At 67.1% G+C, this 19,158-nt stretch carries 21 protein-coding genes; 12 read left to right on the forward strand and 9 right to left on the reverse strand.

Annotated features, from left to right (window positions below):
- Positions 1 to 94: 94 nt before the first annotated feature.
- Entirely contained in the window at positions 95 to 952 is an 858-nt protein-coding gene (locus G6N19_RS20000) for an alpha/beta fold hydrolase (RefSeq protein WP_193465502.1), read from the forward strand.
- 120 nt (positions 953 to 1,072) lie between these two features.
- Positions 1,073 to 1,876: a DUF6498-containing protein gene (locus G6N19_RS20005; protein WP_232062443.1), complete on the forward strand. Its 804-nt coding sequence runs from the start codon at positions 1,073 to 1,075 to the stop codon at positions 1,874 to 1,876.
- Positions 1,877 to 1,878: 2 nt separating this feature from the next.
- Here the strand turns inward: G6N19_RS20005 and G6N19_RS20010 are convergent, their stop codons facing one another.
- Positions 1,879 to 2,895 carry a TIGR03617 family F420-dependent LLM class oxidoreductase gene (locus tag G6N19_RS20010; protein ID WP_193465503.1) on the reverse strand — a complete coding sequence of 339 codons (1,017 nt, stop codon included), beginning with the start codon at positions 2,893 to 2,895 and terminating at the stop codon, positions 1,879 to 1,881.
- 52 nt (positions 2,896 to 2,947) lie between these two features.
- Positions 2,948 to 3,391, reverse strand: a complete 444-nt coding sequence (locus G6N19_RS20015; protein WP_041319834.1) for a DoxX family protein — start codon at positions 3,389 to 3,391, stop codon at positions 2,948 to 2,950.
- 93 nt (positions 3,392 to 3,484) lie between these two features.
- Here G6N19_RS20015 and G6N19_RS20020 point away from each other — a divergent pair, with 93 nt between their 5' ends.
- The 6 genes from G6N19_RS20020 (at position 3,485) to G6N19_RS20045 (ending at position 9,029) form a co-directional block, all read left to right on the forward strand.
- Complete coding sequence (locus G6N19_RS20020) at positions 3,485 to 4,048, forward strand: TetR/AcrR family transcriptional regulator (RefSeq protein ID WP_041319832.1); 564 nt, start codon at positions 3,485 to 3,487, stop codon at positions 4,046 to 4,048.
- Between the two features lie 74 nt (positions 4,049 to 4,122).
- Positions 4,123 to 4,773: a maleylpyruvate isomerase family mycothiol-dependent enzyme gene (locus G6N19_RS20025; protein WP_193465504.1), complete on the forward strand. Its 651-nt coding sequence runs from the start codon at positions 4,123 to 4,125 to the stop codon at positions 4,771 to 4,773.
- A gap of 288 nt (positions 4,774 to 5,061) precedes the next feature.
- A complete protein-coding gene (locus tag G6N19_RS20030; RefSeq protein ID WP_013828961.1) occupies positions 5,062 to 5,952 on the forward strand; it encodes a cyclopropane mycolic acid synthase family methyltransferase in 891 nt (296 codons plus the stop codon).
- Between the two features lie 22 nt (positions 5,953 to 5,974).
- Positions 5,975 to 6,835: a cyclopropane mycolic acid synthase family methyltransferase gene (locus G6N19_RS20035; RefSeq protein WP_013828960.1), complete on the forward strand. Its 861-nt coding sequence runs from the start codon at positions 5,975 to 5,977 to the stop codon at positions 6,833 to 6,835.
- 29 nt (positions 6,836 to 6,864) lie between these two features.
- Positions 6,865 to 8,118 carry a 3-oxoacyl-ACP synthase KasB gene (gene kasB, locus G6N19_RS20040; protein WP_013828959.1) on the forward strand — a complete coding sequence of 418 codons (1,254 nt, stop codon included), beginning with the start codon at positions 6,865 to 6,867 and terminating at the stop codon, positions 8,116 to 8,118.
- A 20-nt stretch (positions 8,119 to 8,138) separates the two neighbouring features.
- Positions 8,139 to 9,029, forward strand: coding sequence for a cyclopropane mycolic acid synthase family methyltransferase (locus G6N19_RS20045; RefSeq protein WP_193465505.1), 891 nt, complete (start codon positions 8,139 to 8,141; stop codon positions 9,027 to 9,029).
- Between the two features lie 42 nt (positions 9,030 to 9,071).
- Here the strand turns inward: G6N19_RS20045 and tpx are convergent, their stop codons facing one another.
- The gene (gene tpx, locus G6N19_RS20050; RefSeq protein WP_041319831.1) at positions 9,072 to 9,566 is read right to left on the reverse strand and encodes a thiol peroxidase; all 495 of its coding nucleotides are present in this window, start codon (positions 9,564 to 9,566) and stop codon (positions 9,072 to 9,074) included.
- Positions 9,567 to 9,714: 148 nt separating this feature from the next.
- Between tpx and G6N19_RS20055 the strand changes: the two genes are divergently transcribed.
- The gene (locus G6N19_RS20055; RefSeq protein ID WP_083040285.1) at positions 9,715 to 10,728 is read left to right on the forward strand and encodes an NADP-dependent oxidoreductase; all 1,014 of its coding nucleotides are present in this window, start codon (positions 9,715 to 9,717) and stop codon (positions 10,726 to 10,728) included.
- A 134-nt stretch (positions 10,729 to 10,862) separates the two neighbouring features.
- A complete protein-coding gene (locus G6N19_RS20060; RefSeq protein ID WP_013828954.1) occupies positions 10,863 to 11,420 on the forward strand; it encodes an FKBP-type peptidyl-prolyl cis-trans isomerase in 558 nt (185 codons plus the stop codon).
- An 81-nt stretch (positions 11,421 to 11,501) separates the two neighbouring features.
- Here the strand turns inward: G6N19_RS20060 and G6N19_RS20065 are convergent, their stop codons facing one another.
- Positions 11,502 to 12,341: a lytic transglycosylase domain-containing protein gene (locus tag G6N19_RS20065; RefSeq protein ID WP_013828953.1), complete on the reverse strand. Its 840-nt coding sequence runs from the start codon at positions 12,339 to 12,341 to the stop codon at positions 11,502 to 11,504.
- A 169-nt stretch (positions 12,342 to 12,510) separates the two neighbouring features.
- On the opposite strand from G6N19_RS20065, the gene G6N19_RS20070 reads away from it, so the two are divergent.
- Entirely contained in the window at positions 12,511 to 14,127 is a 1,617-nt protein-coding gene (locus G6N19_RS20070; protein WP_193466462.1) for an FAD-binding protein, read from the forward strand.
- Here G6N19_RS20070 and G6N19_RS20075 read toward each other — a convergent pair.
- From G6N19_RS20075 to G6N19_RS20085, 3 genes are read right to left on the reverse strand one after another with little or no spacing between them, the layout of a single operon-like run.
- Positions 14,124 to 14,927: an SAM-dependent methyltransferase gene (locus tag G6N19_RS20075; protein WP_083040320.1), complete on the reverse strand. Its 804-nt coding sequence runs from the start codon at positions 14,925 to 14,927 to the stop codon at positions 14,124 to 14,126. The genes G6N19_RS20070 and G6N19_RS20075 overlap by 4 nt on opposite strands.
- A gap of 7 nt (positions 14,928 to 14,934) precedes the next feature.
- On the reverse strand, positions 14,935 to 15,798 hold the full coding sequence (locus tag G6N19_RS20080) for a helix-turn-helix domain-containing protein (protein WP_041317879.1): 864 nt from the start codon (positions 15,796 to 15,798) through the stop codon (positions 14,935 to 14,937).
- Positions 15,795 to 16,169 (reverse strand): NYN domain-containing protein, encoded by a 375-nt coding sequence (locus tag G6N19_RS20085; protein ID WP_013828949.1) that lies wholly within the window; start codon positions 16,167 to 16,169, stop codon positions 15,795 to 15,797. Before G6N19_RS20085 ends, G6N19_RS20080 begins: the two co-directional genes overlap by 4 nt.
- A gap of 75 nt (positions 16,170 to 16,244) precedes the next feature.
- Here G6N19_RS20085 and G6N19_RS20090 point away from each other — a divergent pair, with 75 nt between their 5' ends.
- Positions 16,245 to 17,018 (forward strand): enoyl-CoA hydratase/isomerase family protein, encoded by a 774-nt coding sequence (locus G6N19_RS20090; RefSeq protein WP_013828948.1) that lies wholly within the window; start codon positions 16,245 to 16,247, stop codon positions 17,016 to 17,018.
- Positions 17,019 to 17,030: 12 nt separating this feature from the next.
- Here G6N19_RS20090 and G6N19_RS20095 read toward each other — a convergent pair whose 3' ends face one another.
- Positions 17,031 to 18,185, reverse strand: a complete 1,155-nt coding sequence (locus G6N19_RS20095; RefSeq protein ID WP_013828947.1) for a hypothetical protein — start codon at positions 18,183 to 18,185, stop codon at positions 17,031 to 17,033.
- Positions 18,185 to 19,111 carry a metal-dependent hydrolase gene (locus G6N19_RS20100; RefSeq protein ID WP_041317876.1) on the reverse strand — a complete coding sequence of 309 codons (927 nt, stop codon included), beginning with the start codon at positions 19,109 to 19,111 and terminating at the stop codon, positions 18,185 to 18,187. Before G6N19_RS20100 ends, G6N19_RS20095 begins: the two co-directional genes overlap by 1 nt.
- Positions 19,112 to 19,158 lie beyond the last annotated feature (47 nt).

Here is a 19,158-nt window from a genome sequence, read left to right on the forward strand (position 1 = left end):
GCGAGTCACGCCGCACAGCCCACGAAACCGGGCACCGCGGGAACGCTACGGTTGCCTCACATCGAAATCGCCCCGGCCGCGAAGGAGCACCGACATGCTGAAGTACGAGGTCCACGGCACCGGTGCGCCGCTGGTGCTCGTCCACGGGATCACCCACCGCAGGCAGGCGTGGTATCCGGTGCTTGAGCACCTCACCGACCACCGCACCGTGGTGCTCTTCGACCTTCCCGGGCACGGCGAGTCCCACGACCTGGTGGTCCGCGACGGCGATGTGCAAGGAACCTTGCGTACCGAGCTGGTCGCGATGCTGGACCAGTTGGGTCTGGAGCGCCCGCACATCGCCGGAAATTCGCTCGGCGGACGGATCGCGCTGGAGGCCGCCGCAGATGATCTGGTAGCCAGCGCGACCGTGCTGTCCCCCGCCGCGTACTGGCACAACGCCCTCGATTTCGCCTACATCCGGTTCGTCTTCTGGTGTCTGACTACTAGCGCCCGCGCACTGGCGCCCGTGGTCCCGACGCTCGCGCGGTCGGCGCGGGCCAGGCGGATGATGGGCGCGGTGGTGTCGGCCCACCCCGACCGGATCCCGGCCGACGAGTTCGTGGCCGACCTCAACGGCATGCGGCGGGCCGTCCCCGCGATGAAGAAGATCTTCCCGGCCGCCGAAGTGTTCCACCGCGAGATCCCGGCCGACATCCCGGTGACCGTCGCCTGGGCCGCGCGTGACCGGATCCTGCTGCCCTATCAGGCACGGATCGCCGAGCGACGACTCCCCAAGCCCGCCACATCCGACTGTCGGGGTGCGGCCATGTGCCGATGGCCGACGACCCCGAACTCGTCGCACGCGTACTACTCGAGGGCAGCGCCCCCGACCGGCGGGCCGAGGCCTCGTAGCACGTGCGGTGAATTGGGGCCTCGCTTGGCGGCTTCACGGCGCACCGCGAGTGCTTGAATGAGCTGTGGCCAACCGCATTCAGGCGCTGCTCGGGGTCGACTGCGCCACGGCCTCGATCTGCCCGCGGGCCCCCAGCTGGGTCGCCAGGCTGGGCGAGGCACGACCTCGGGTTGGACCGTGACCTCGCCGGTTCCGCGGCGCGGTTCCGCAAACTCACCGGCTCAGTTGTTCGCGGCGCTCGGAGTGATCGCCGTACCGGCCTTCGGCTGGTTCGGTCAGCATTGGTCCGGCGCAACGACGCTGGTGGTGTACTGGTTCGAGAACGTCGCGATGTGCCTGTTGATGATGGCGCGCATCGCCGTGCACCAACGTCTCTCACCCAAATCCGGTCATTTCCGCTATCGCGGCCCGGGAACCGGCGGCCCGGCGACCTCTTCCTTCTTGTCGGGCTTCACTCTGGTCAGTCTGGCTTTCTGTGCTGCCCACGGGGCCTTCCTCGGGGCCATTCTCGCGCTGCTGACTCACAACCGGGCGCCGCAGCTTCAGCTGATCGACCTCGACTGGCGCAGCGTCGGGTGGGGATGTCTGTCGGTATTGCTGTTTCTGGCGGTGGGTTTCCTGCTCGATCTGGTCCATCTGCGCCGATGGTCCTTCCGCGACCTCGAACGCGCCGCCGACGTCGGACTGGGCCGAGTGATGGTCGTGCAGCTGACGTTGCTGCTCGGCTTCGCCGGGATCGCCGCCACGGACGCGCCGGGCACGCTGTTCGGGATTTTCGTCATCCTCAAGACGCTGGCCGCGCTCAGCGCCGTGGTTCCCCAATGGGAGCCGGACCGCCCGCCGCGTTGGCTGAGCAACCTGATGAACCGAATGCCCAATGTGCATCCGGGAGAACGCTTCGAGGACTTCTGGGCGCAGGATCAAGACCGCGAGCGGGATCGGCAGCGACGCAACGAGCAGCCCTGGCGGACGGCCCCGTAGCGCTAACCGCCGGAGATCCGGCGCGCGATCTGGCCGTACCGCTCAAAGCGTTCTGGATCGCCGAGAGCGTTGTACAAGACCAGCCGAGTCGCCACTGCGCCATACTTGTCGAGCAGCTTGTCGGCCAATTCATCCCAGGTCGACTCGGTCGCAAAGGTAGCCAAGTGCTCATCGGTGATCTGTGCCGCCATGCCCGCGAAGTCGCCCGCCTTCTGCTTTTCGCGGAGTCGGGCGGTGGTGCCTTCGAAGCCGGCCTCATCCCAGATGAACGCATAGTTCGGGGTGCTGCCGTAGAAGCTCATGCTGGCGCGCACCAACTCTCGTTCCCGGTGTCGCTCTTCATCGCTGTCGCCGACGATCGTCATCGCGGGCACGATGATGGCGATGTCCGACGGTGCGCGGCCCGCCTTCCGGGCGCCTTCGGCCACCATGGGCACCACGTGACGTGTGAGGTAGCCGGGTTCGCCGAGCGGATGGACGTGCACACCGTCGGCCACTTCGCCTGCCATCCGCAGCATCCACGGATTCACCGCCGCAACATCGACTTTGGGGTCGGGCGCCTCGATGGGTCCGGGACTCCACTGCGGAGTGATGAAATCGAGGTCGTAGAACTCTCCGTGATGGTTCAACGTCCCCGTCCGGAACGCGTCGAAACACGCCTTCACGGCGAGCACGTAGTCACGCAGCCGAGGGCCGGGGCGGTCGAACGCCGCACCGTAGCGCCGCACGACGTGGGTACGAACCTGGGTTCCCAGACCCAGTCGAAACTTCCCGGCGGTCGCCTCCTGCAACTCCCAGGCCGTCGCCGCCGTGACGAACGGGCTACGCGGAAAGGCAACCGCGACTCCGGTCGAAAGCTCCACTCCGGGAGCGGCCTGAGATGCCGTGGCGGCGTTGAGATATGCGGTACGACCGGCTTCGGTGAACAGCAGGCCCGAGAAGCCCGCGGCCTGGGTGCGCCGGGCCAATGCGCCGACCTTTCCCAAGGGCTGCGGAACGGTCATCACGTCAGTCTGCACGGTGCGATCCTACGTGCTGGGACCTGCCGGAAGACGGTCGCAGCCCGAGCGTCTAACCGGCGACGGCGACCACCACAGCCGCGGCCAGGAACACGATCTCCTCGGCGGTGCGCACCGACAGTCGCGTCGTCATCGACTTGGGCGGAGCCGGCATCCGGGCTGCGTAGATGTTGGCCGGGAACATCGCCAGCATCAACAGCACGAGACCGACGGCCGCCACGCCGCGGGTGGCGGGCATCAGCAGACCGACCGCCCCGGCGAGTTCCAGCACACCCGTCACGCTGACCAGCAAGCCCGGAGCGGGCAGCGCCGGCGGAACGATCGCGATCAGATCGCGTCGCAGCGGCGGTGCGAAATGCGCCGCCCCGGTGACCACGAACATCGCGGCCAGGCCGACGGCGATCGCGCGGACCCAGCCGTCGACGTAGTCGATACCGCACCAGCCGGCGATCCGGGCGACGACGCTGCCGACCAGCAGTGCGATCAGTGGCACCACGGCCATCCTCCAATCTAGACGTTGCCAAGTTACCGCCGCCGAGATTACGAGTCGTATCTAGTCGCTGTCAAGACTCGGGGTATGCTGCTCGTCATGGCTCGCTCGACGTACCACCACGGCGATCTACGCGCGGCGATCCTGTCCGAGGCCGCCCGCATGGTGGCCGAACAGGGTGCGGACCGGATGTCGCTGCGGGAGCTGGCGCGCGCCGCCGGGGTGTCACATGCGGCCCCGGCGCATCACTTCACCGACCGGCGCGGCCTGTTCACCGCATTGGCCGCCGAAGGTTTTCGGCTGCTGGCCGAGGCACTCACCGCGGCTCGGCCACGGTTCATCGACGCCGCCCTGGCCTACGTACGGTTCGCCCTCGCCCATCCGGGCCACTACCAGGTGATGTTCGACAAGTCGCTGCTTGACGCCGCAGATCCTGGCCTGGGTGCGGCAGAGGCGGCGGCCGCCGCGGAGTTGTCCCGCGGCGTGGCCGGGCTGGCCGACCCGCACGCCCGTGACGACCCGACCGGCGCCGAGCTGGCGGCCTGGTCGCTGGTGCACGGCTTCGTCACGTTGTGGCTCAACGACGCCGTCGACGCGGCGGTGAAGGCCACAGATCCCATGCGCACCGTCGAACGCATCGCCCGCATGCTGTTCGACGGCTAGTTTCATTGTCGCTGCCGGGTGCCCGAAGGCGTATCCCCGCCCATCGGTGCGCAATCCGGTCCAGACTGTAGGTCGTGACGATCACCGCCGACATCGCGGCCGAACGGGCAGCACTTGCGGCGTCGTTGCTCGCCGCCGGCGCCTCGGCGCCGACCGGTTGCGGTGACTGGACCGCGCTGGATCTCGCATCGCATTTGGTGGCCGAGGAGCGCCTCGGCGGCCTGACCACGTTCATCGCACGGTCGCTGGCGGTGCGCGGCGTGGCGGTGGCGGGCCCGCCGACCTTGGTCGACAACGCCATTCGCCTTGAGCGCCGACACGGTTTCGCAGCCCTGGTCAACCGATTGCGGCTCCCGGTGCCACGATTGCTGCTGCGGCCGCGGGTGGCGCCGCTGGCATTGTTCGAGTACTGGACCCACCACGACGACCTCACCCGCGCCACCGGGAGCGCCCATGCGGTGCCGGCGACCCTGAGCACGGTCATCCCGTTACTGCTGCACCATCAACGCAACAAGCTGCCGGCCGCTGTGCGGGTCACCGTCGCCACTGCCGACAACACCATTCGGTGCTCCGCCGGGCCTCTATCGGCTGCTGAGGTCACCGTCTGCGGGAGCACCGAGAACCTGGTGCGCTGGCTCGCCGGACGCCGACCGCCGACCGGCATCACCATGACCGGCGCCGGACCCCCGGTGCAGATGCTTCGGGCGTTCCGGGCTCAGGTCTGACATCACCGGTCTCCGCCCCGCGGCGTTGTCGCGCTACCACTGGTCAAGCGCATTTCACCCGGGCGCCAAGACGGCGGCTGACGGCTGCGAAAAAATCCTCCGATCAGCGTTTGGGGCGCCTTTCGCCGGGGAAACCTGCGCGGCAGCGCGCCTCGGTTCTCAATAGGCAATCCCGCCGAGCTGAGACCGCTGACCGTTGTGCAGCGGGTACGAGTGGGTTCAGCGTTGCGCCCACGATTCGGTGCGTGGCGGCCTGGCCGCGGCTAACCACCTAGCGGGAGAAAGCTGATGACCGACACCGAACTCAAGCCGGACGTTGCGCACGTCCAATCGCACTACGACCGGTCCAACGAGTTCTTTCGGCTGTGGCTGGATCCGACGATGACCTACAGCTGCGCCTACTTCGAGCGCGACGACATGACGCTGGAACAGGCACAGCTGGCGAAAGTGGACCTGGCGCTGGGAAAGCTGGGACTGCAGCCCGGGATGACACTGCTCGACATCGGCTCGGGATGGGGGTCCACGATGCGGCGCGCCATCGAGAAGTACGACGTCAACGTGATCGGGCTGACACTGAGCGAAAACCAGGTGGCCCATTGCGAACGCAAGTTCGCCGAGATGGACAGCCCGCGATCCAGGCAGGTGCGGTTGCAAGGTTGGGAGCAGTTCGACGAACCGGTGGACCGCATCGTGTCACTGGGCGCCTTCGAGCATTTCGCCGACGGCGTGGGCACCTACGAGCGCTACGACGACTTCTTCAAGATGTGTTATCAGGTCCTGCCCGACGACGGGGTCATGCTGCTGCATTCGATCGTGGTGCCTTCCGAAGCGGAAGCCGAGCAGATGGGGCTCAAGCGCACGATGTCGCTGATGCGCTTCATCAGCTTCATCCGCAAGGAGATCTATCCGGGCGGCCGGCTGCCGATGATATCCGTGGTCGACGAACACGCCAGCCGATGTGGCTTCGAGATCACCCGACACCACATGATCGGCTCGAATTACGTTCGCACGCTGGACACTTGGGCCAGGGCCTTAGAGGCCCACCGGGATGAAGCGATCGAGCTCAACGGTGAGCAGATGTACGACACCTTCCTGAAATACCTGACCGGCTGCCGGGAGCTCTTCCGCGACGGCTACACCGACGTCTGCCAATTCACGATGGAGAAGCCGACCAGGTAAGGACACACCGGAGGTGACGACGATGACCGATCTGAAGCCGTTCTACGAAGAATCCCAGGCGGCTTACGACATCTCGGACGAGTTCTTCTCGCTGTTCTTGGACCCCAGCATGGCCTATACCTGTGCGTACTTCGAGCGCGGGGACATGACCCTGGAAGAGGCCCAGAACGCCAAATACGATCTGGCATTGCGCAAATTGAACCTGGAACCCGGCATGACCGTACTCGACATCGGCTGCGGCTGGGGCGCGGGGCTGGTCCGAGCCGTGACCATGTTCGACGTCAACGTCATCGGCATCACGCTCAGCCGCAACCACTGCGCCTACAGCGCCGCCACCTTGGCGAGGTTGCCGACCGACCGTCACGTCGAGGCTCGTCTACAGGGCTGGGAGGAGTTCGACGAACACGTCGACCGTATCTTCACCGTGGAGGCGTTCGACGCGTTCAAGAAGTCTCGCTACGCCGCATTCTTCGAGCGCGCCTACGATCTGTTGCCGCGCGACGGCCGGCTGTTGCTGCACAGCATCTTCACCCATCCACAGACCTACTGGCGCGAGCACGGCATCCGAATCACCATGGACGATCTGCGGTTCGTCCGGTTCCTTGGCAAGGAGATCTTTCCCGGCGGCCAGATGGCGGGCCTCGACGACATCTATGACTACTCGAAGGCCGCCGGTTTCCGCCTCGAGCACGCCGAGTTCCTGCCCGAGCACTACGTGCGGACGCTGGAGATCTGGGCGGCCAACCTGTCGGCCAACCGCGAACGAGCGATCACGCTGCAGTCCGAAGGGGTTTACCAGCGCTACATGCGTTACCTCACCGGCTGCGCGGATCTGTTCCGCCGCGGCATCAGCAACGTCGGCCAGTTCACCCTCAGCAAGTGATTCGCCGCCAGGAAACCGGATAAACGACCATGACCAGGTTCTCGACGGGCAACGGATTTCCCGATGTGGTTGTCACCGGCGTCGCCATGACGACGGCGCTCGCCGCCACCGTGGACGACACCTGGAAGAAGTTGCTGGACGGTCAGAGCGGCATCCGCCACCTCGACGACCCGTTCGTCGAGCAGTACAACCTGCCGGTGCGCATCGGCGGACACCTACTCGAAGAGTTCGACCACGAGCTGACCCGCAAGGAACTGCACCGGTTGTCGTATCTGCAGAAGATGTCCACCGTGTTGGGCCGACGGGTCTGGGCCAACGCCGGATCCCCCGAGGTCGACACCCGCCGCCTGATGGTGTCGATCGGTACCGGCCTGGGCTCCCCGGAAGAACTGGTCTGGGGCTATCAGGGCATGGTCGAGCGCGGCATGAAAGGCGTGTCGCCGTTGGGAGTTCAGAAGTACATGCCCAACGCGGCGGCCGCCGCGGTCGGCCTGGAACGCGGCGCCAAGGCCGGGGTGCTGACGCCGGTCTCCGCGTGCGCCTCCGGCGCCGAGGCCATCGCCCAGGCCTGGCGTGACATCGTCTACGACGAAGCCGACATCGCCATCTGCGGCGGCGTGGAGACCAAGATCGAGGCGGTACCGATCGCCGGCTTCGCCGCAATGCGCATCGTGTTGTCGACGACCAACGACGACCCGGCCGGCGCCTGCCGCCCGTTCGACCGGGACCGCAACGGGTTCGTGTTCGGTGAAGGCGCCGCGATGCTGGTCATCGAAACCGAACAGCACGCCAAAGCGCGCGGCGCCACCATCCTGGCCCGGCTGATGGGCGCGGCGATCACCTCCGACGGTTACCACATCGTGGCGCCCGACCCGTCCGGGGAACGGGCCGGCTACGCCATGACCCGGGCCATCGAACTCGCCGGGCTGGCACCGTCTGACATCGACCACATCAACGCCCACGCGACCGGCACCCGCATCGGTGATCTGGCCGAGGCGCAGGCCATCCACAACGCGATGGGCAGCCACCAACCAGCCGTCTACGCACCGAAATCCGCGCTGGGCCATTCGGTCGGCGCGGTCGGCGCCGTCGAGGCGATCCTGACCGTTCTGGCGCTACGCGACGGGGCGATCCCGCCCACGCTCAACCTGCACCACCTCGACCCGGAAATCGATCTGGACGTGGTTGCCGGCCAGCCGCGGCTGGGCGACTACCACTACGCCATCAGCAATTCGTTCGGGTTCGGCGGTCACAACGTGGCCCTGGCCTTCGGAACCTACTAGTGCCAGAAAGCAGCTGCCTTATGCCCAAAGATCTCGAACCGCATTTCGACGATGTACAGGCCCACTACGACTTGTCCGATGAGTTCTTCCGGCTGTTCCTCGATCCCAGCCAGACCTACAGCTGCGCCTACTTCGAACGCGACGACATGACGCTCGAGCAGGCCCAGCTCGCCAAGATCGATCTGTCGCTGGGCAAACTGGGCCTGCAACCGGGGATGACGCTGCTCGACATCGGCTGCGGTTGGGGCGCGACCATGCGGCGCGCCATCGAGAAATATGACGTCAACGTGATCGGCCTGACCCTGAGCAAGAACCAGGCCGTCCACGCCCAGGCGTCACTCGACGCGATGGACACCTCCCGTAGCCGCCAGGTCCTGCTGGAGGGCTGGGAGTGCTTTGACGAACCGGTCGACCGGATCGTCTCCATCGGCGCATTCGAGCACTTCGGTCATGACCGCTACAACGAGTTCTTCGCCCGGTGTTACGACATCCTGCCCGACGACGGCCGAATGGCGATCCAGAGCAGCGTCAGTTACCACCCCTACGACCTCAACGCCCGCGGCAAGAAGCTCACCTTCGAAACCGCGCGCTTCATCAAGTTCATGGTCACCGAGATCTTCCCCGGCGGTCGGCTGCCCACCACCGAGATGATGGTTCAGCACGGCGAGAAGGCCGGATTCGTGGTCCCGGAAGCCCTCTCCCTGCGGCCGCACTACATCAAGACTTTGCAGATCTGGGGTGACGCACTCGAAGCCCACAAGGACGAGGCCGTCGCGATCCAATCCGAGCAGGTCTACCAGCGCTACATGAAGTACCTGCGCGGATGCCAGCATTACTTCACCGACGAGATGCTCGATGTCAGCCTGGTCAGCTACCTCAAACCTGAGGCCGAATCGATCACGACGCGGTGAACCAAGCCCCGCCCCGGGTGGTGATCAGGGGGGTGGGGCCGATCAGCCCAGTGCTGCGATGGCCGCGTCGTAGTCGGGCTCGCTGGCGATCTCCGGTACCAGCTCGGTGTAGGCAACCTTGCCGTCCGCGTCAATGACCACCACGGCACGCGCAAGCAGGCCAGCCATCGGACCGTCGGCGATGGTCACCCCGTAGTCACCGCCGAAGCCCGAGCGGAAGGCCGAGGCCGTCGTCACGTTCTCGATGCCCTCCGCACCGCAGAAGCGCTTCTGCGCGAACGGCAGATCGTTCGACACGCACACCACGGTAAGACCGCTGGCGGCGGCGCGCTCGTTGAACGTCCGCACGCTCGTCGCACACACCGGGGTGTCGATGGACGGGAAGATGTTCAGCAATAGCGGCTTGCCGCCGAACTGAGCACTCTCGACCGCACCGAGGTCCGTTCCGGTCAGCGAGAACGCGGGCGCCGCATCCCCAACCGCGGGTAGTTCTCCGGCCGTCGTCACTGGATTTCCACGCAAAGTTATCTGTGCCACGCCAGTAGTCTGCCAGTTGCCGCCCACCCTGCGGAAGGCAGCTGCCGGACACTCTCGGATTGCCGATTCGGGCACTGTCCAAAACCGTTGTCCGCCAGCTATTTTAACGACCATTGCCAGTCGCAAGCCCATCCGGTACCGTGCGCTCATGGCCGATCGAAACCGTCGCTTCCTGCTCCGCGAGCGCCCCACCGGCCGCATCGGCCCGGACACCTTCGAATTCAGCGAACAGGCGGTGCCGGCGATCGGCGACGGCGAGGCGTTGGTGCGCGTCGAATGGATCTCGCTGGACCCCACCAACCGCATGTGGATCAACGACACGCCGTCGTACCTACCGCCGGTCGCCATCGGCGAGGTCATGCGCGCGGCCGGACTCGGTGAAGTCGTCGCGTCGAACAACCCGAATTATCCGGTCGGCCAGGTCGTGCAAGGTCTGACCGGTTGGCAGGACTATGTGGTCGTCTCGGACGCCATGCCGCTGTTCCCCGTCGACGTCGCGCAAGGTGTCTCACCGAGCACGTACCTCGGTGCACTCGGGATGACCGGCCTCACCGCGTGGATCGGAATCCGCGACATCGGCAAACCCAAGCCCGGCGAGACCGTCGTCGTCTCGGCCGCGGCAGGCGCGGTCGGTTCGGTCGCCGGTCAGCTGGCCAAGGCCGACGGCGCGCGTGTCGTCGGGATCGCCGGCGGCCCGGAGAAGTGCGCGCTGCTGACCGACCAGCTCGGTTTCGACGCGGCCGTGGACTACCGCGCCGACGACTGGGGCGCCCGGCTTGCCGCCGAGACCCCCGACGGCATCGACGTGGACTTCGAGAACGTCGGCGGCGACATCATGGATGCGATCTTTGCGCGCGTCAACGTCGGCGCCCGGATTGCACTCTGCGGGCTGATCTCCGGTTACAACGCGACCGACCCGCCGCCCGGGCCGCGCGCGTTCGGAAACCTGCTCATCCAGCGGGCAACCCTGCAGGGCTTTATCGTGCTCGACCACTTCCTGCGCGCACCGGAGGCCAACAGCGAGATCGCCGAGCTGATCGCCGCCGGAAAGCTCACTCCGCTCGAGACCGTCGTCGAGGGCTTCGAGCAGCTACCGACGGCCATCAATATGCTGTTCGACGGCAAGAACGTCGGCAAGCTCGTGGTGAAGACCGCCGGCTAGGTCCGGTACACCGGGCCGCGAACGTGCTTTCGGCAGCTGACTGCCGGTGTGCGGCCGAGCCGGGCTGTAGCGTTGCGCAGGTGAATTCTTTTCGTGCGCCCTATGTCCTCGCCGCCGGTGTCCTCTGCTTGGGAATGACGCTCACCGCGTGCGGCGGCTCCGACACCAATACCTCATCGGAACGCACCTCGACGGTCACCGATCTGTTCGTGCCGCCGGCCAACCAGACGCCGTCGGCGTGCCCGTCGTCGGCCCCGGCCGACGACGGCGCCGCCGATTGGACGCTGCCCGGCGCGACCGGCAGTGTCGCGGTGACCGGCTCCACCGACACCGCCGCACCGCGGGTCGCTGTGGAGGCGCCGTTCAAGGTGACCCAGACGCAGGTGCAGACCCTCAAGGCCGGCGACGGACCGGTTGTGGCGGACACCGCGACCGTCTCGGTCTGCTACATGGGCGTCAACGGACGTGATGGTTCCGTCTTCGACAGCAGCTATGAACGCGGCGAGCCGGTGGAATTCGGGCTCGACCGCGTTGTACCGGGTTTCCAGAAGGCGATCGCCGGCCAGCAGGTCGGGTCGACGGTGGCGGTCGCGATGGTTCCCGCCGACGGCTACCCCGAGGGCCAGCCGGCTGCGGGCATCCTGCCGGGCGACACCCTGGTCTTCGCGATCAAGATCCTCAAGGCGCGCTGAGCCACAGACCCATGGAATCGGCGCGGGTGGATCGACGGCTGTGGGCGGTGCGGGTGACCAAGACCCGGCCGGGCTGAGGCGTTACTGCGGGTGCGCGGCCAGGTACTGCTCGACCGGAATCCGCGTCGTCGAAACGTAGCCGATCGGCAGCAGCAGATCACCGGCCGTGGTGCGGTAGTAGGTGTCCCAGCGGTAGTAACTCGCGAACCCGGCCGGATCGCCGCCGATGACAGCGGCATAGTCGTTGACTGCCCGCACGTAGTGGTCGGAATGGTTGTAGCCCCAGATCGCTTTGTCGCGATTGGTGGCAAACCCGTTGGCGGCCAGCAGCCTTCCGGCTGCCATGATGGCATCGCGCGGCGAGTTGATGTCGCCGCCGTTGCCGTAGGCGGCGAACGTCGAGGGCAGGAATTGCATCGGGCCCTGCGCAGCGTCATCGCTGACGCCGTTGATGCGGCCGAAGCCGGTCTCGACGAAGTTGATCGCGGCCAGGTAATTCCATGGCACACCTGAGGCGGCCTCGGCGGCACGGTAGGCGGCCATCAGCTCGTTGGCCGGTACCGGTGGCACAACGCGCCACGGCGGCATGGTGGATTTGGGCTCGGTGAGTGCCATGAGTTGCCGGCGGGCATCGATGTTGCGGTCGTAGACCTCCAGCAGTGCGGCTGGGATCTGCGGGCGGACGATGGCGTCCCACTCCGGATGTGCGCCGAGGGTGCGGTAGGCGACCTGCTGGCGGCGGGCCGCGGCAGCGAGTACCTGCTCGGGCGCGGACGGGTTACGCAGCGCCTGGTCGGCGGCGACCAGATCGGCGGCCACCGCGGCGGGATCCGCTCCCGGCGCCGCACCGGCAGGTACCGTTCCCGCCACCGTCAGAGCGAGGACGAACACGGCGATAACGCGCAGAAACCGAACAGCCATACCGATCATCTTGGCCTTTGAACCGGCCGAAACGGCGCAAGGCGGCGAGTCGAACGTTTTCCGCGATGACTAGAACACGTTCCCTTCGCAACTGGATGCACATCTATACACGCTGGTCACCCTCATTTGGAAGTGACTATGGACTGTTACATTGATGGCCGACCAGCTCATGCCATCGAGGGGACAGCGCGTGACCACCACCAGTGTGACGACCGACGTCGTCATCGTCGGATTCGGCGCGGCCGGCACCTCCGCCGCGATCACCGCCCGCGAACACGGCGCCGAGGTCATCGCGGTGGACCGGGCCAACGGCGGTGGCGCCACCGCCATCTCCGGGGGCATCATCTACGCCGGAGGCGGGACGTCGGTCCAACAGGCCGCCGGCGTCGACGACAGCGCCGAGCAGATGCTGGACTACCTGCGCCTGGAAGTCGGCGACGCGGTCAGCCCGGAAACGCTACAGCGCTTCGTCGACACCAGCCCGGAGATGATCGACTGGTTGCAGCGCCACGGGGTCCCGTTCAATCCGGGCCTGTGCCCCTACAAGACGTCGTTCCCGAACAATCGCTACTACCTGTATCACTCCGGCAGCGAGAACGCGGGCGTCTCCCGTGCGGTGACCCCGCCGGTGCAGCGCGGCCACCGCGCGTACGGCAAAGGCACCTCCGGGAAGCAGATCTATGCGCCGCTGGCCGAATCCGCCCGCCGGCTCGGCGTGGACTTCCGCCCGCACACCACCGTCACCGAGCTGACGCAGGACCCGTCGGGACGGGTGACCGGCGTGCGGGCCATGACGATGGGCCAGGCGCCCCGGCGCATCCAGCGCCGCTATGCCAGGCTGGCCGCCATCTCCTCGAAACCCGGTGTCTACTACCCGCCGCTGCGTGCCGCGATGGACCGTCGCCTCAAGAAATTGGAGCAGCGCTATGCCCGGCCCATCGAGATCACCGCGCGCCGCGGGGTGGTCATCTGCGCCGGCGGTTTCATCGCCAACACCGAATGGCGTAAGCGCTACGCCCCGGAATTCAACGGCGGACTTCCGTTGGGCACCAGCGGCGACGACGGCAGCGGCATCGCGCTGGCGGCCAGCGTCGGCGGCGTGCCGGACCGGATGGACAATGTCTCGGCGTGGCGGTTCATCACCCCGCCCAGCGCGTTCATCTCCTCGATCGTCGTCGACGAGAAGGGCAGTCGGGTGATCGACGAGACCCGCTACGGCGCGGCGCTGGGGCAGGCCTTGGTGAAAAACCATGGCAGCAAAGGCTGGATTCTGGCCGACGCCACCCTCATGGCCGAGGCCCGGCGCCAACTGCTCACCCAGACGCTGTGGTTCCAGCGCGCCCAGGCCGCGGCGTTGATGTTGACCGGCGCGGCGCGCGGCAAGACGCTGGCGGACGCCGCCCGAGCCGCCGGGATCGACCCCGAGGGCCTGCGGGCCACCGTCGCCGCGCACAACGACGCGATCGACTCCGCGACGGAGGATCCGGCCGGAAAGCCGACCGAATTTCGCCGCCGCATCGACCGCGCCCCTTTCACCCTGCTGGACATCTCGGTGCGGCCAAACGTCTTGCTGCCCACCCCGATGCTGACGCTGGGCGGGGTGCGCGTCGCCGAGGACACCGGCGCGGTCATCGACGCCGACGGCACGCCGATACCCGGGCTCTACAGCGCCGGTCGCACCGCGATCGGTGTCGCCTCACGCTCCTATGTCAGCGGACTGTCGATCGCCGACTGCGTATTCGCCGGCCGTCGCGCCGGAGCCAGCGCGGCCGGTGCCACCGTCTAACACTGCGCTGCAACGAAATAGCCGCGCGGCAGGTCGGGGCCCTCGGAGGCCTGCCAGCGATTCCAGCGCATGCCCGGTTCCGCCACGTCGGTCACGGTGGCCGACCAACCGAGACGTTCGGCCAGCTGTCCGGGCTCGTCGGTACCGAAAAGCCACGGCGAGCCCTGCTGCGCCATGGCTTGCAGCAACGGCGCCATCGACGGCGCTTCCAGCAATGTCTTACCGACGACGTCGTAGAGCAGCATCGATCCGGGCGACGACAGCGCATCCACACGCTCGAACAGAGTCGCTACCGCCGCTTCGTCGAGATACTGCAGCAGCCCCTCGATAAGCCAGACGCTGGGAGCGTGCGCGTCGAAGCCGGCGGCTTGCAGGGCGCTGGGCCAGTCGTCGGCCAGGTCGATACCGATCGGCACACGCCGGCAGCGCGGCCGATCGTCGGCGAGCAGGTCGGCTTTGGCGGCGATCACCGCCGGTTGGTCCACCTCGTAGACGGTGGTCAGCTCCGGCCAGGGCAGCCGGTAGGCCCGGGCGTCCATGCCGGCGGCCAGGATGACAACCTGCCTGATCCCCGCCCGCAGCAGGGCCTCGTCCCAGAACCGGGTGCGGACCACGATCGCCCAGGTCGACTGATCGCCGGCGTCCGCGATGGCCGCCGCCAGCATCCGCCGACCCTGCTCCCCCGCAAGCCCGTCGGCGAGCGGATCCTGGAACAGGGCGTCCTGGCGGGCGGATTCCCTGGCGCGGATCGCGGCCACCAGGATTCCGGTGCTCGCCACGGCCTCTCGGGTGCGGTACATGACCCCATCATCTGGGATGACGGCGACGGCCGTCTTGGATATTTTTGTCGCTGTCGACGAAGTCGACATGCCCGGGTAACCACGAACGACGCCGCTGGTACTCGGTGGGGGTTGTCTCGGTGAAGGCCCGGAACTCCCGCACAAAATGGGCCTGATCGAAGTAGCCGAGCTCGGCCGCTATCGCCGCACCGCTCACCGGGCCCATGTGAAGGCGCCTGAGCGCAGCCTGTAGCCGCCGCACCCGCAGGTAGGCCTTGGGTCTCAGGCCCAGCTGGTCCCGAAACAAGGTGATCAGCCGTCTGTGTGACAAACCGGTCAGCGCAACGGCGTCCGCGACCCGCATCGACGGGTTGTGTTCGGCGCATGCCAGCACCGCGGCCACACCAGGGTCGACAGAAAACCCTTCTACCCGCATCCGGTTCAACAGAAACGTTTCGACCAGGCTGACCCGAGCCGCAGCGGACGGGGCATCAGTCAACCGCTCACGCAGCGCTATCGCCTCGTGGCCCCACAGCTCACCGATGCCGACGCAGGCATCGGTCAGGTCCCCCAACGCCGTCCCCAGGAACGGTAGCGCGCCACCGGCCCGGAAATGAACCGTGACGACCGTCTGAGGCGCATCGATCTGCGTCACGTATGAGGCGGTGCCGGCACCGATGAGAAACGCCGGCGGAACCGGCAACCGGGTGCGCCCATCGGTGGCGAAGAAATCCACCTCCGGCCGGTCACCGACGTCGATGACGATGGTCGCCGCCCCGCGCGGCAGGGCTCGGCTCTGGTGGGCACCGCCCGTTCGGCGGTCCCAATACCCGAAGTACTCGACGCTCTCGGCCAGCGGCTGGCGGGGCCGAAACAGGCGTGGTCCCATCATGTCTCCTCGAGCAGGTCGCGGAACCGCGATGCCGGGAGGCTGGCCGCGCCCGCCTCGGTGACCCGCTGCGCCAACCCGAGATCGGAGGTCACCACGATGATGTCGTGCGGGCAGTCGTCGGCCCTAACCAGCCGGACGATCTCGTCGTCAGCGGAGTCGGCGCCGGCCCGCGGCGCTGCGGCGATCCCCACGACCTCGGAGCTGATCGGCGGCGAGGGCGGCTTCTCGAACACCACCGTGACGCGCTGGTGCTCCGCCGTCGCCCACTGTTCGAGCTGGCGGGTCAACCGGACCATCGCCGCACCACGGTCCTTCCACCAGCCGTCCGGGCGGGAACCGATCACGTTCATCGCGTCGACGATCCAGCGCACCTCTCCGACGGTACGGTGACGCCATGAGCCCGCGCCACGACGATGCGGAGCGTAGCGACGACGAGGAGGGGCGCCATGAAGCTGGTCACCTATGAGTGCGAAGACCATGTCGCGACCATCACCCTGAACCGCCCTGAGGCCCGCAACGCCATCAACGGCGCGATGCGCACCGATCTCAACGCCGCCTGGGAGGCGTTCCGTGCCGACGAGGACGCCTGGGTGGGGATCCTGACCGCTACCGGCGACGTGTTCTGCGCCGGCGCGGATCTCAGGGATTCCGAGGGCGCGGTCGGCACGTTCGCCGGCACGTTCTGGGAGAAGCCCACCATCAACTCGTTCGAGTCCGGTATGGAGCTGTTCAAGCCGACCATCGCCGCGGTTCACGGCCCGTGCGTCGGCTACGGCCTGACCGGATTGCTGTTCTGCGACTTCGTGATCGCCAGCACCGAGGCGGTGTTCCGCTTTCCGGAGGTGCGTCTCGGGGTCCCCACCATCGTCGGGGCGATCCGGCTGCCGCAGCGGGTGGGCTGGGCCAATGCGATGGAGCTGTTGTTGACCGGAGAGCCGATGAGCGCGCAACGCGCCATGGACATCGGCCTGGTGTGGAAGCTGGTGGAGCCCGACGAGCTGCAAGACGCGGCCCGGTCCTGGGCGCACACCCTGACCAAAGCCGCTCCGCTGGCTCAGCGGGCCACCAAGGAGGTGGCGTGGCGGAGCGACGGCATGAGCTGGATCGACGCGGTCCGCTTCGGGGAGACCATGCGCAAGGTCGCCGGGGCCACCGAGGACGTCGCCGAGGGAGTGCGGGCCTGGCGCGAGCAGCGGCCGCCGCGCTGGCGGGGCCATTGATTAGGGGCTGAGTCAGCCCGTCGCGGCGGGCGCCGGCGTCGCCCGCTCGACGGCATCCGGCAGGATCGGCGGGACCGTCGCCGCGGCCGCGACACACAGGTAGGCCACCGTGAAGCAGCCGATCGTGTACCAGAGGCTTCCCACCGGGTCGCCGTTGGCGGTGACGCCACCCACGGCGTCGAGGTAGGCCGGCAGCGCCGTCAGCCACAGCACCGTCATGACCGACAGATATACCGCGGCGTAGCGCACCATCAACGGGTTGTCGTGGCGGCCGTCGATGATCAGGTTCAGCCGCAGCCGCCGCCACTGTGCCACGAGCACCGGAACGGCGACCGCGACGATGACCAGAAGCTCTGCGGCATAAGCGATGCCCAGCAGCCTGCCATCGGTGGCGGCTCCCAGCAGTGTTGCCGGCAGCGGCAGGATGCCGGTTCCCAACGATGCCAACAGCCCGACGACCACGGTGCGCAGCAGCACCTGCAGCCCGCTGAATCGCCTGCCCTCGTCGACGTGGCGCCCCACCAGCAATTGCACGCAGAACGCCAACGACGCCGGCCACAGCGCCGCGAAGACCACCACGCTGCCCATCGGGACCGAGGCGAACATCGGCTGATTCAGCGGGTTGTCCACCGACCACTCCCACCAGCGCAGCTGCGGGCCGAGGTGGTCGAAGATCTCGTAGAAGGCGTGGTGGACGAAGCCCACGCACACGGCGCCGACGACGACGCCGTAGCGGCGGAAGACCCCCAGGATTCGGACGATCTCGAACGCGACGGTCGCCATCATCGGATAGATGGCGATGATGTACAGCGGCAGCCGTCCCCACAGGAAATCGACGCTGAACACGTTGTGCGCGAACATGGTATCGACATGCTCGGCGATCCCGAACGCCGCCGGGAAGTACAGCGGGGGCTCGATGATCAGCAGGTAGGCGATCGCGCCGAACCACAGCGTCAGGTTGGTGGCATCCCCGTGGCGCCGGAACCGGTTGATGGCGTAGACCAGTGCCAGCACCGCCCCGACGATGACGGTGATCTCCAGGACCGGCAGCGTCCAGTTCTCCAGCTGCAGCGGATTGCGGAACTCGACGAGCCCGCCGGCCTCCGCGCAGGAGAAGCCCAGCGATTCGGCGAGCCGCTCGAAAGTCGGGGCACACAGATCAGACATCAGGCGCTCTTCTCCTCGGCGGTGTACCACTTGGTCACGTCGTAGCCGTCGGCGTAGCGGGCGAACCACTTCTCGGCCAGGACGGGGATCTTCTCGTGCGCCGGTTTGTGATTGGGCAGCTGACTACGCACGATACCGGTCACCGCAGTGAGCATCTCCCCTTTGGGCAGATGCTTGAAGGCGTCGGCCACCGGCCCTTGATCGGCCGGCCAGCCGAACGGCATGCGCCGCCGCCAGGCCTGTTTTCCCCGATAGGTGCTGAACAATGACAGCGCGTCGACCTTGCGGTCGGCCAGCGGGACGTGTTTGTTGAATCCCAGGCAGGCCACCTTGATCACGCTCATCACGTGCTTGAAGATCGACGGCGCCATCCGCATCCGGTACCAGGGATCGTCGATGACATGGTCGTAGATGATCAATGCCGAACTACGGTGCTCGACCTCTTCGACGAAGTGCCACAAGAACAATGAGGCGACCCGGTCATCCCCGGGGGCGAACAGCGTGTCGTCGTGATCCAGCATCAGCTTGAAGACCGGGGTGAAGGTCGCCTCGAGGTCGGCGGTGTAAGCCAGCCGATAGGCCAGCGACTTCTCGGCGGTCATCCTGTCGAACATCGCGTTGCACTCGTCGACGGTCTCCTTGAGGGCCGGGTAGGCCTTGACCAGCGCCTTGGCGTGGCCGCGGTGGGCCATCGAGTGCTGACCCTCCTGGCGGACGAAGGCGTCGGCCTCCTCGGCGACGGCCGGGTCGGTGATCAGCGGCATGGCCTCGCTGATCATGCCGCCGATCATCTTCTCGAAGCCGATCGCCAGCAGCGAGACCGCATTGGCCATCGACGAGAACGCCGGGTTGGCCTCGTTCCACAGGAACGGCACGGGATGATCGGCGAATGCGAACCGCAACTTGCGCACGATCAGGTCGGTCATGGCCACCCTTACTATCACCATACAAATGAACGTCTTGGCGTATGATT

Source organism: Mycobacterium novum, from assembly GCF_010726505.1.
GTDB classification, from domain to species: domain Bacteria; phylum Actinomycetota; class Actinomycetes; order Mycobacteriales; family Mycobacteriaceae; genus Mycobacterium; species Mycobacterium algericum.

What these genes read in the sequence shown, in the direction of transcription:
- G6N19_RS20000 (WP_193465502.1), top strand. Translation starts at nt 95, where the DNA reads ATGCTGAAGTACGAGGTCCACGGCACCGGTGCGCCGCTGGTGCTCGTC.
- G6N19_RS20020 (WP_041319832.1), top strand. Translation starts at nt 3,485, where the DNA reads ATGGCTCGCTCGACGTACCACCACGGCGATCTACGCGCGGCGATCCTG.
- G6N19_RS20030 (WP_013828961.1), top strand. Translation starts at nt 5,062, where the DNA reads ATGACCGACACCGAACTCAAGCCGGACGTTGCGCACGTCCAATCGCAC.
- G6N19_RS20035 (WP_013828960.1), top strand. Translation starts at nt 5,975, where the DNA reads ATGACCGATCTGAAGCCGTTCTACGAAGAATCCCAGGCGGCTTACGAC.
- kasB (WP_013828959.1), top strand. Translation starts at nt 6,865, where the DNA reads ATGACCAGGTTCTCGACGGGCAACGGATTTCCCGATGTGGTTGTCACC.
- G6N19_RS20045 (WP_193465505.1), top strand. Translation starts at nt 8,139, where the DNA reads ATGCCCAAAGATCTCGAACCGCATTTCGACGATGTACAGGCCCACTAC.
- G6N19_RS20055 (WP_083040285.1), top strand. Translation starts at nt 9,715, where the DNA reads ATGGCCGATCGAAACCGTCGCTTCCTGCTCCGCGAGCGCCCCACCGGC.
- G6N19_RS20060 (WP_013828954.1), top strand. Translation starts at nt 10,863, where the DNA reads ATGACGCTCACCGCGTGCGGCGGCTCCGACACCAATACCTCATCGGAA.
- G6N19_RS20065 (WP_013828953.1), bottom strand. Translation starts at nt 12,341, where the DNA reads ATGGCTGTTCGGTTTCTGCGCGTTATCGCCGTGTTCGTCCTCGCTCTG.
- G6N19_RS20070 (WP_193466462.1), top strand. Translation starts at nt 12,511, where the DNA reads ATGCCATCGAGGGGACAGCGCGTGACCACCACCAGTGTGACGACCGAC.
- G6N19_RS20075 (WP_083040320.1), bottom strand. Translation starts at nt 14,927, where the DNA reads ATGTACCGCACCCGAGAGGCCGTGGCGAGCACCGGAATCCTGGTGGCC.
- G6N19_RS20080 (WP_041317879.1), bottom strand. Translation starts at nt 15,798, where the DNA reads ATGATGGGACCACGCCTGTTTCGGCCCCGCCAGCCGCTGGCCGAGAGC.
- G6N19_RS20090 (WP_013828948.1), top strand. Translation starts at nt 16,245, where the DNA reads ATGAAGCTGGTCACCTATGAGTGCGAAGACCATGTCGCGACCATCACC.
- G6N19_RS20095 (WP_013828947.1), bottom strand. Translation starts at nt 18,185, where the DNA reads ATGTCTGATCTGTGTGCCCCGACTTTCGAGCGGCTCGCCGAATCGCTG.
- G6N19_RS20100 (WP_041317876.1), bottom strand. Translation starts at nt 19,111, where the DNA reads ATGACCGACCTGATCGTGCGCAAGTTGCGGTTCGCATTCGCCGATCAT.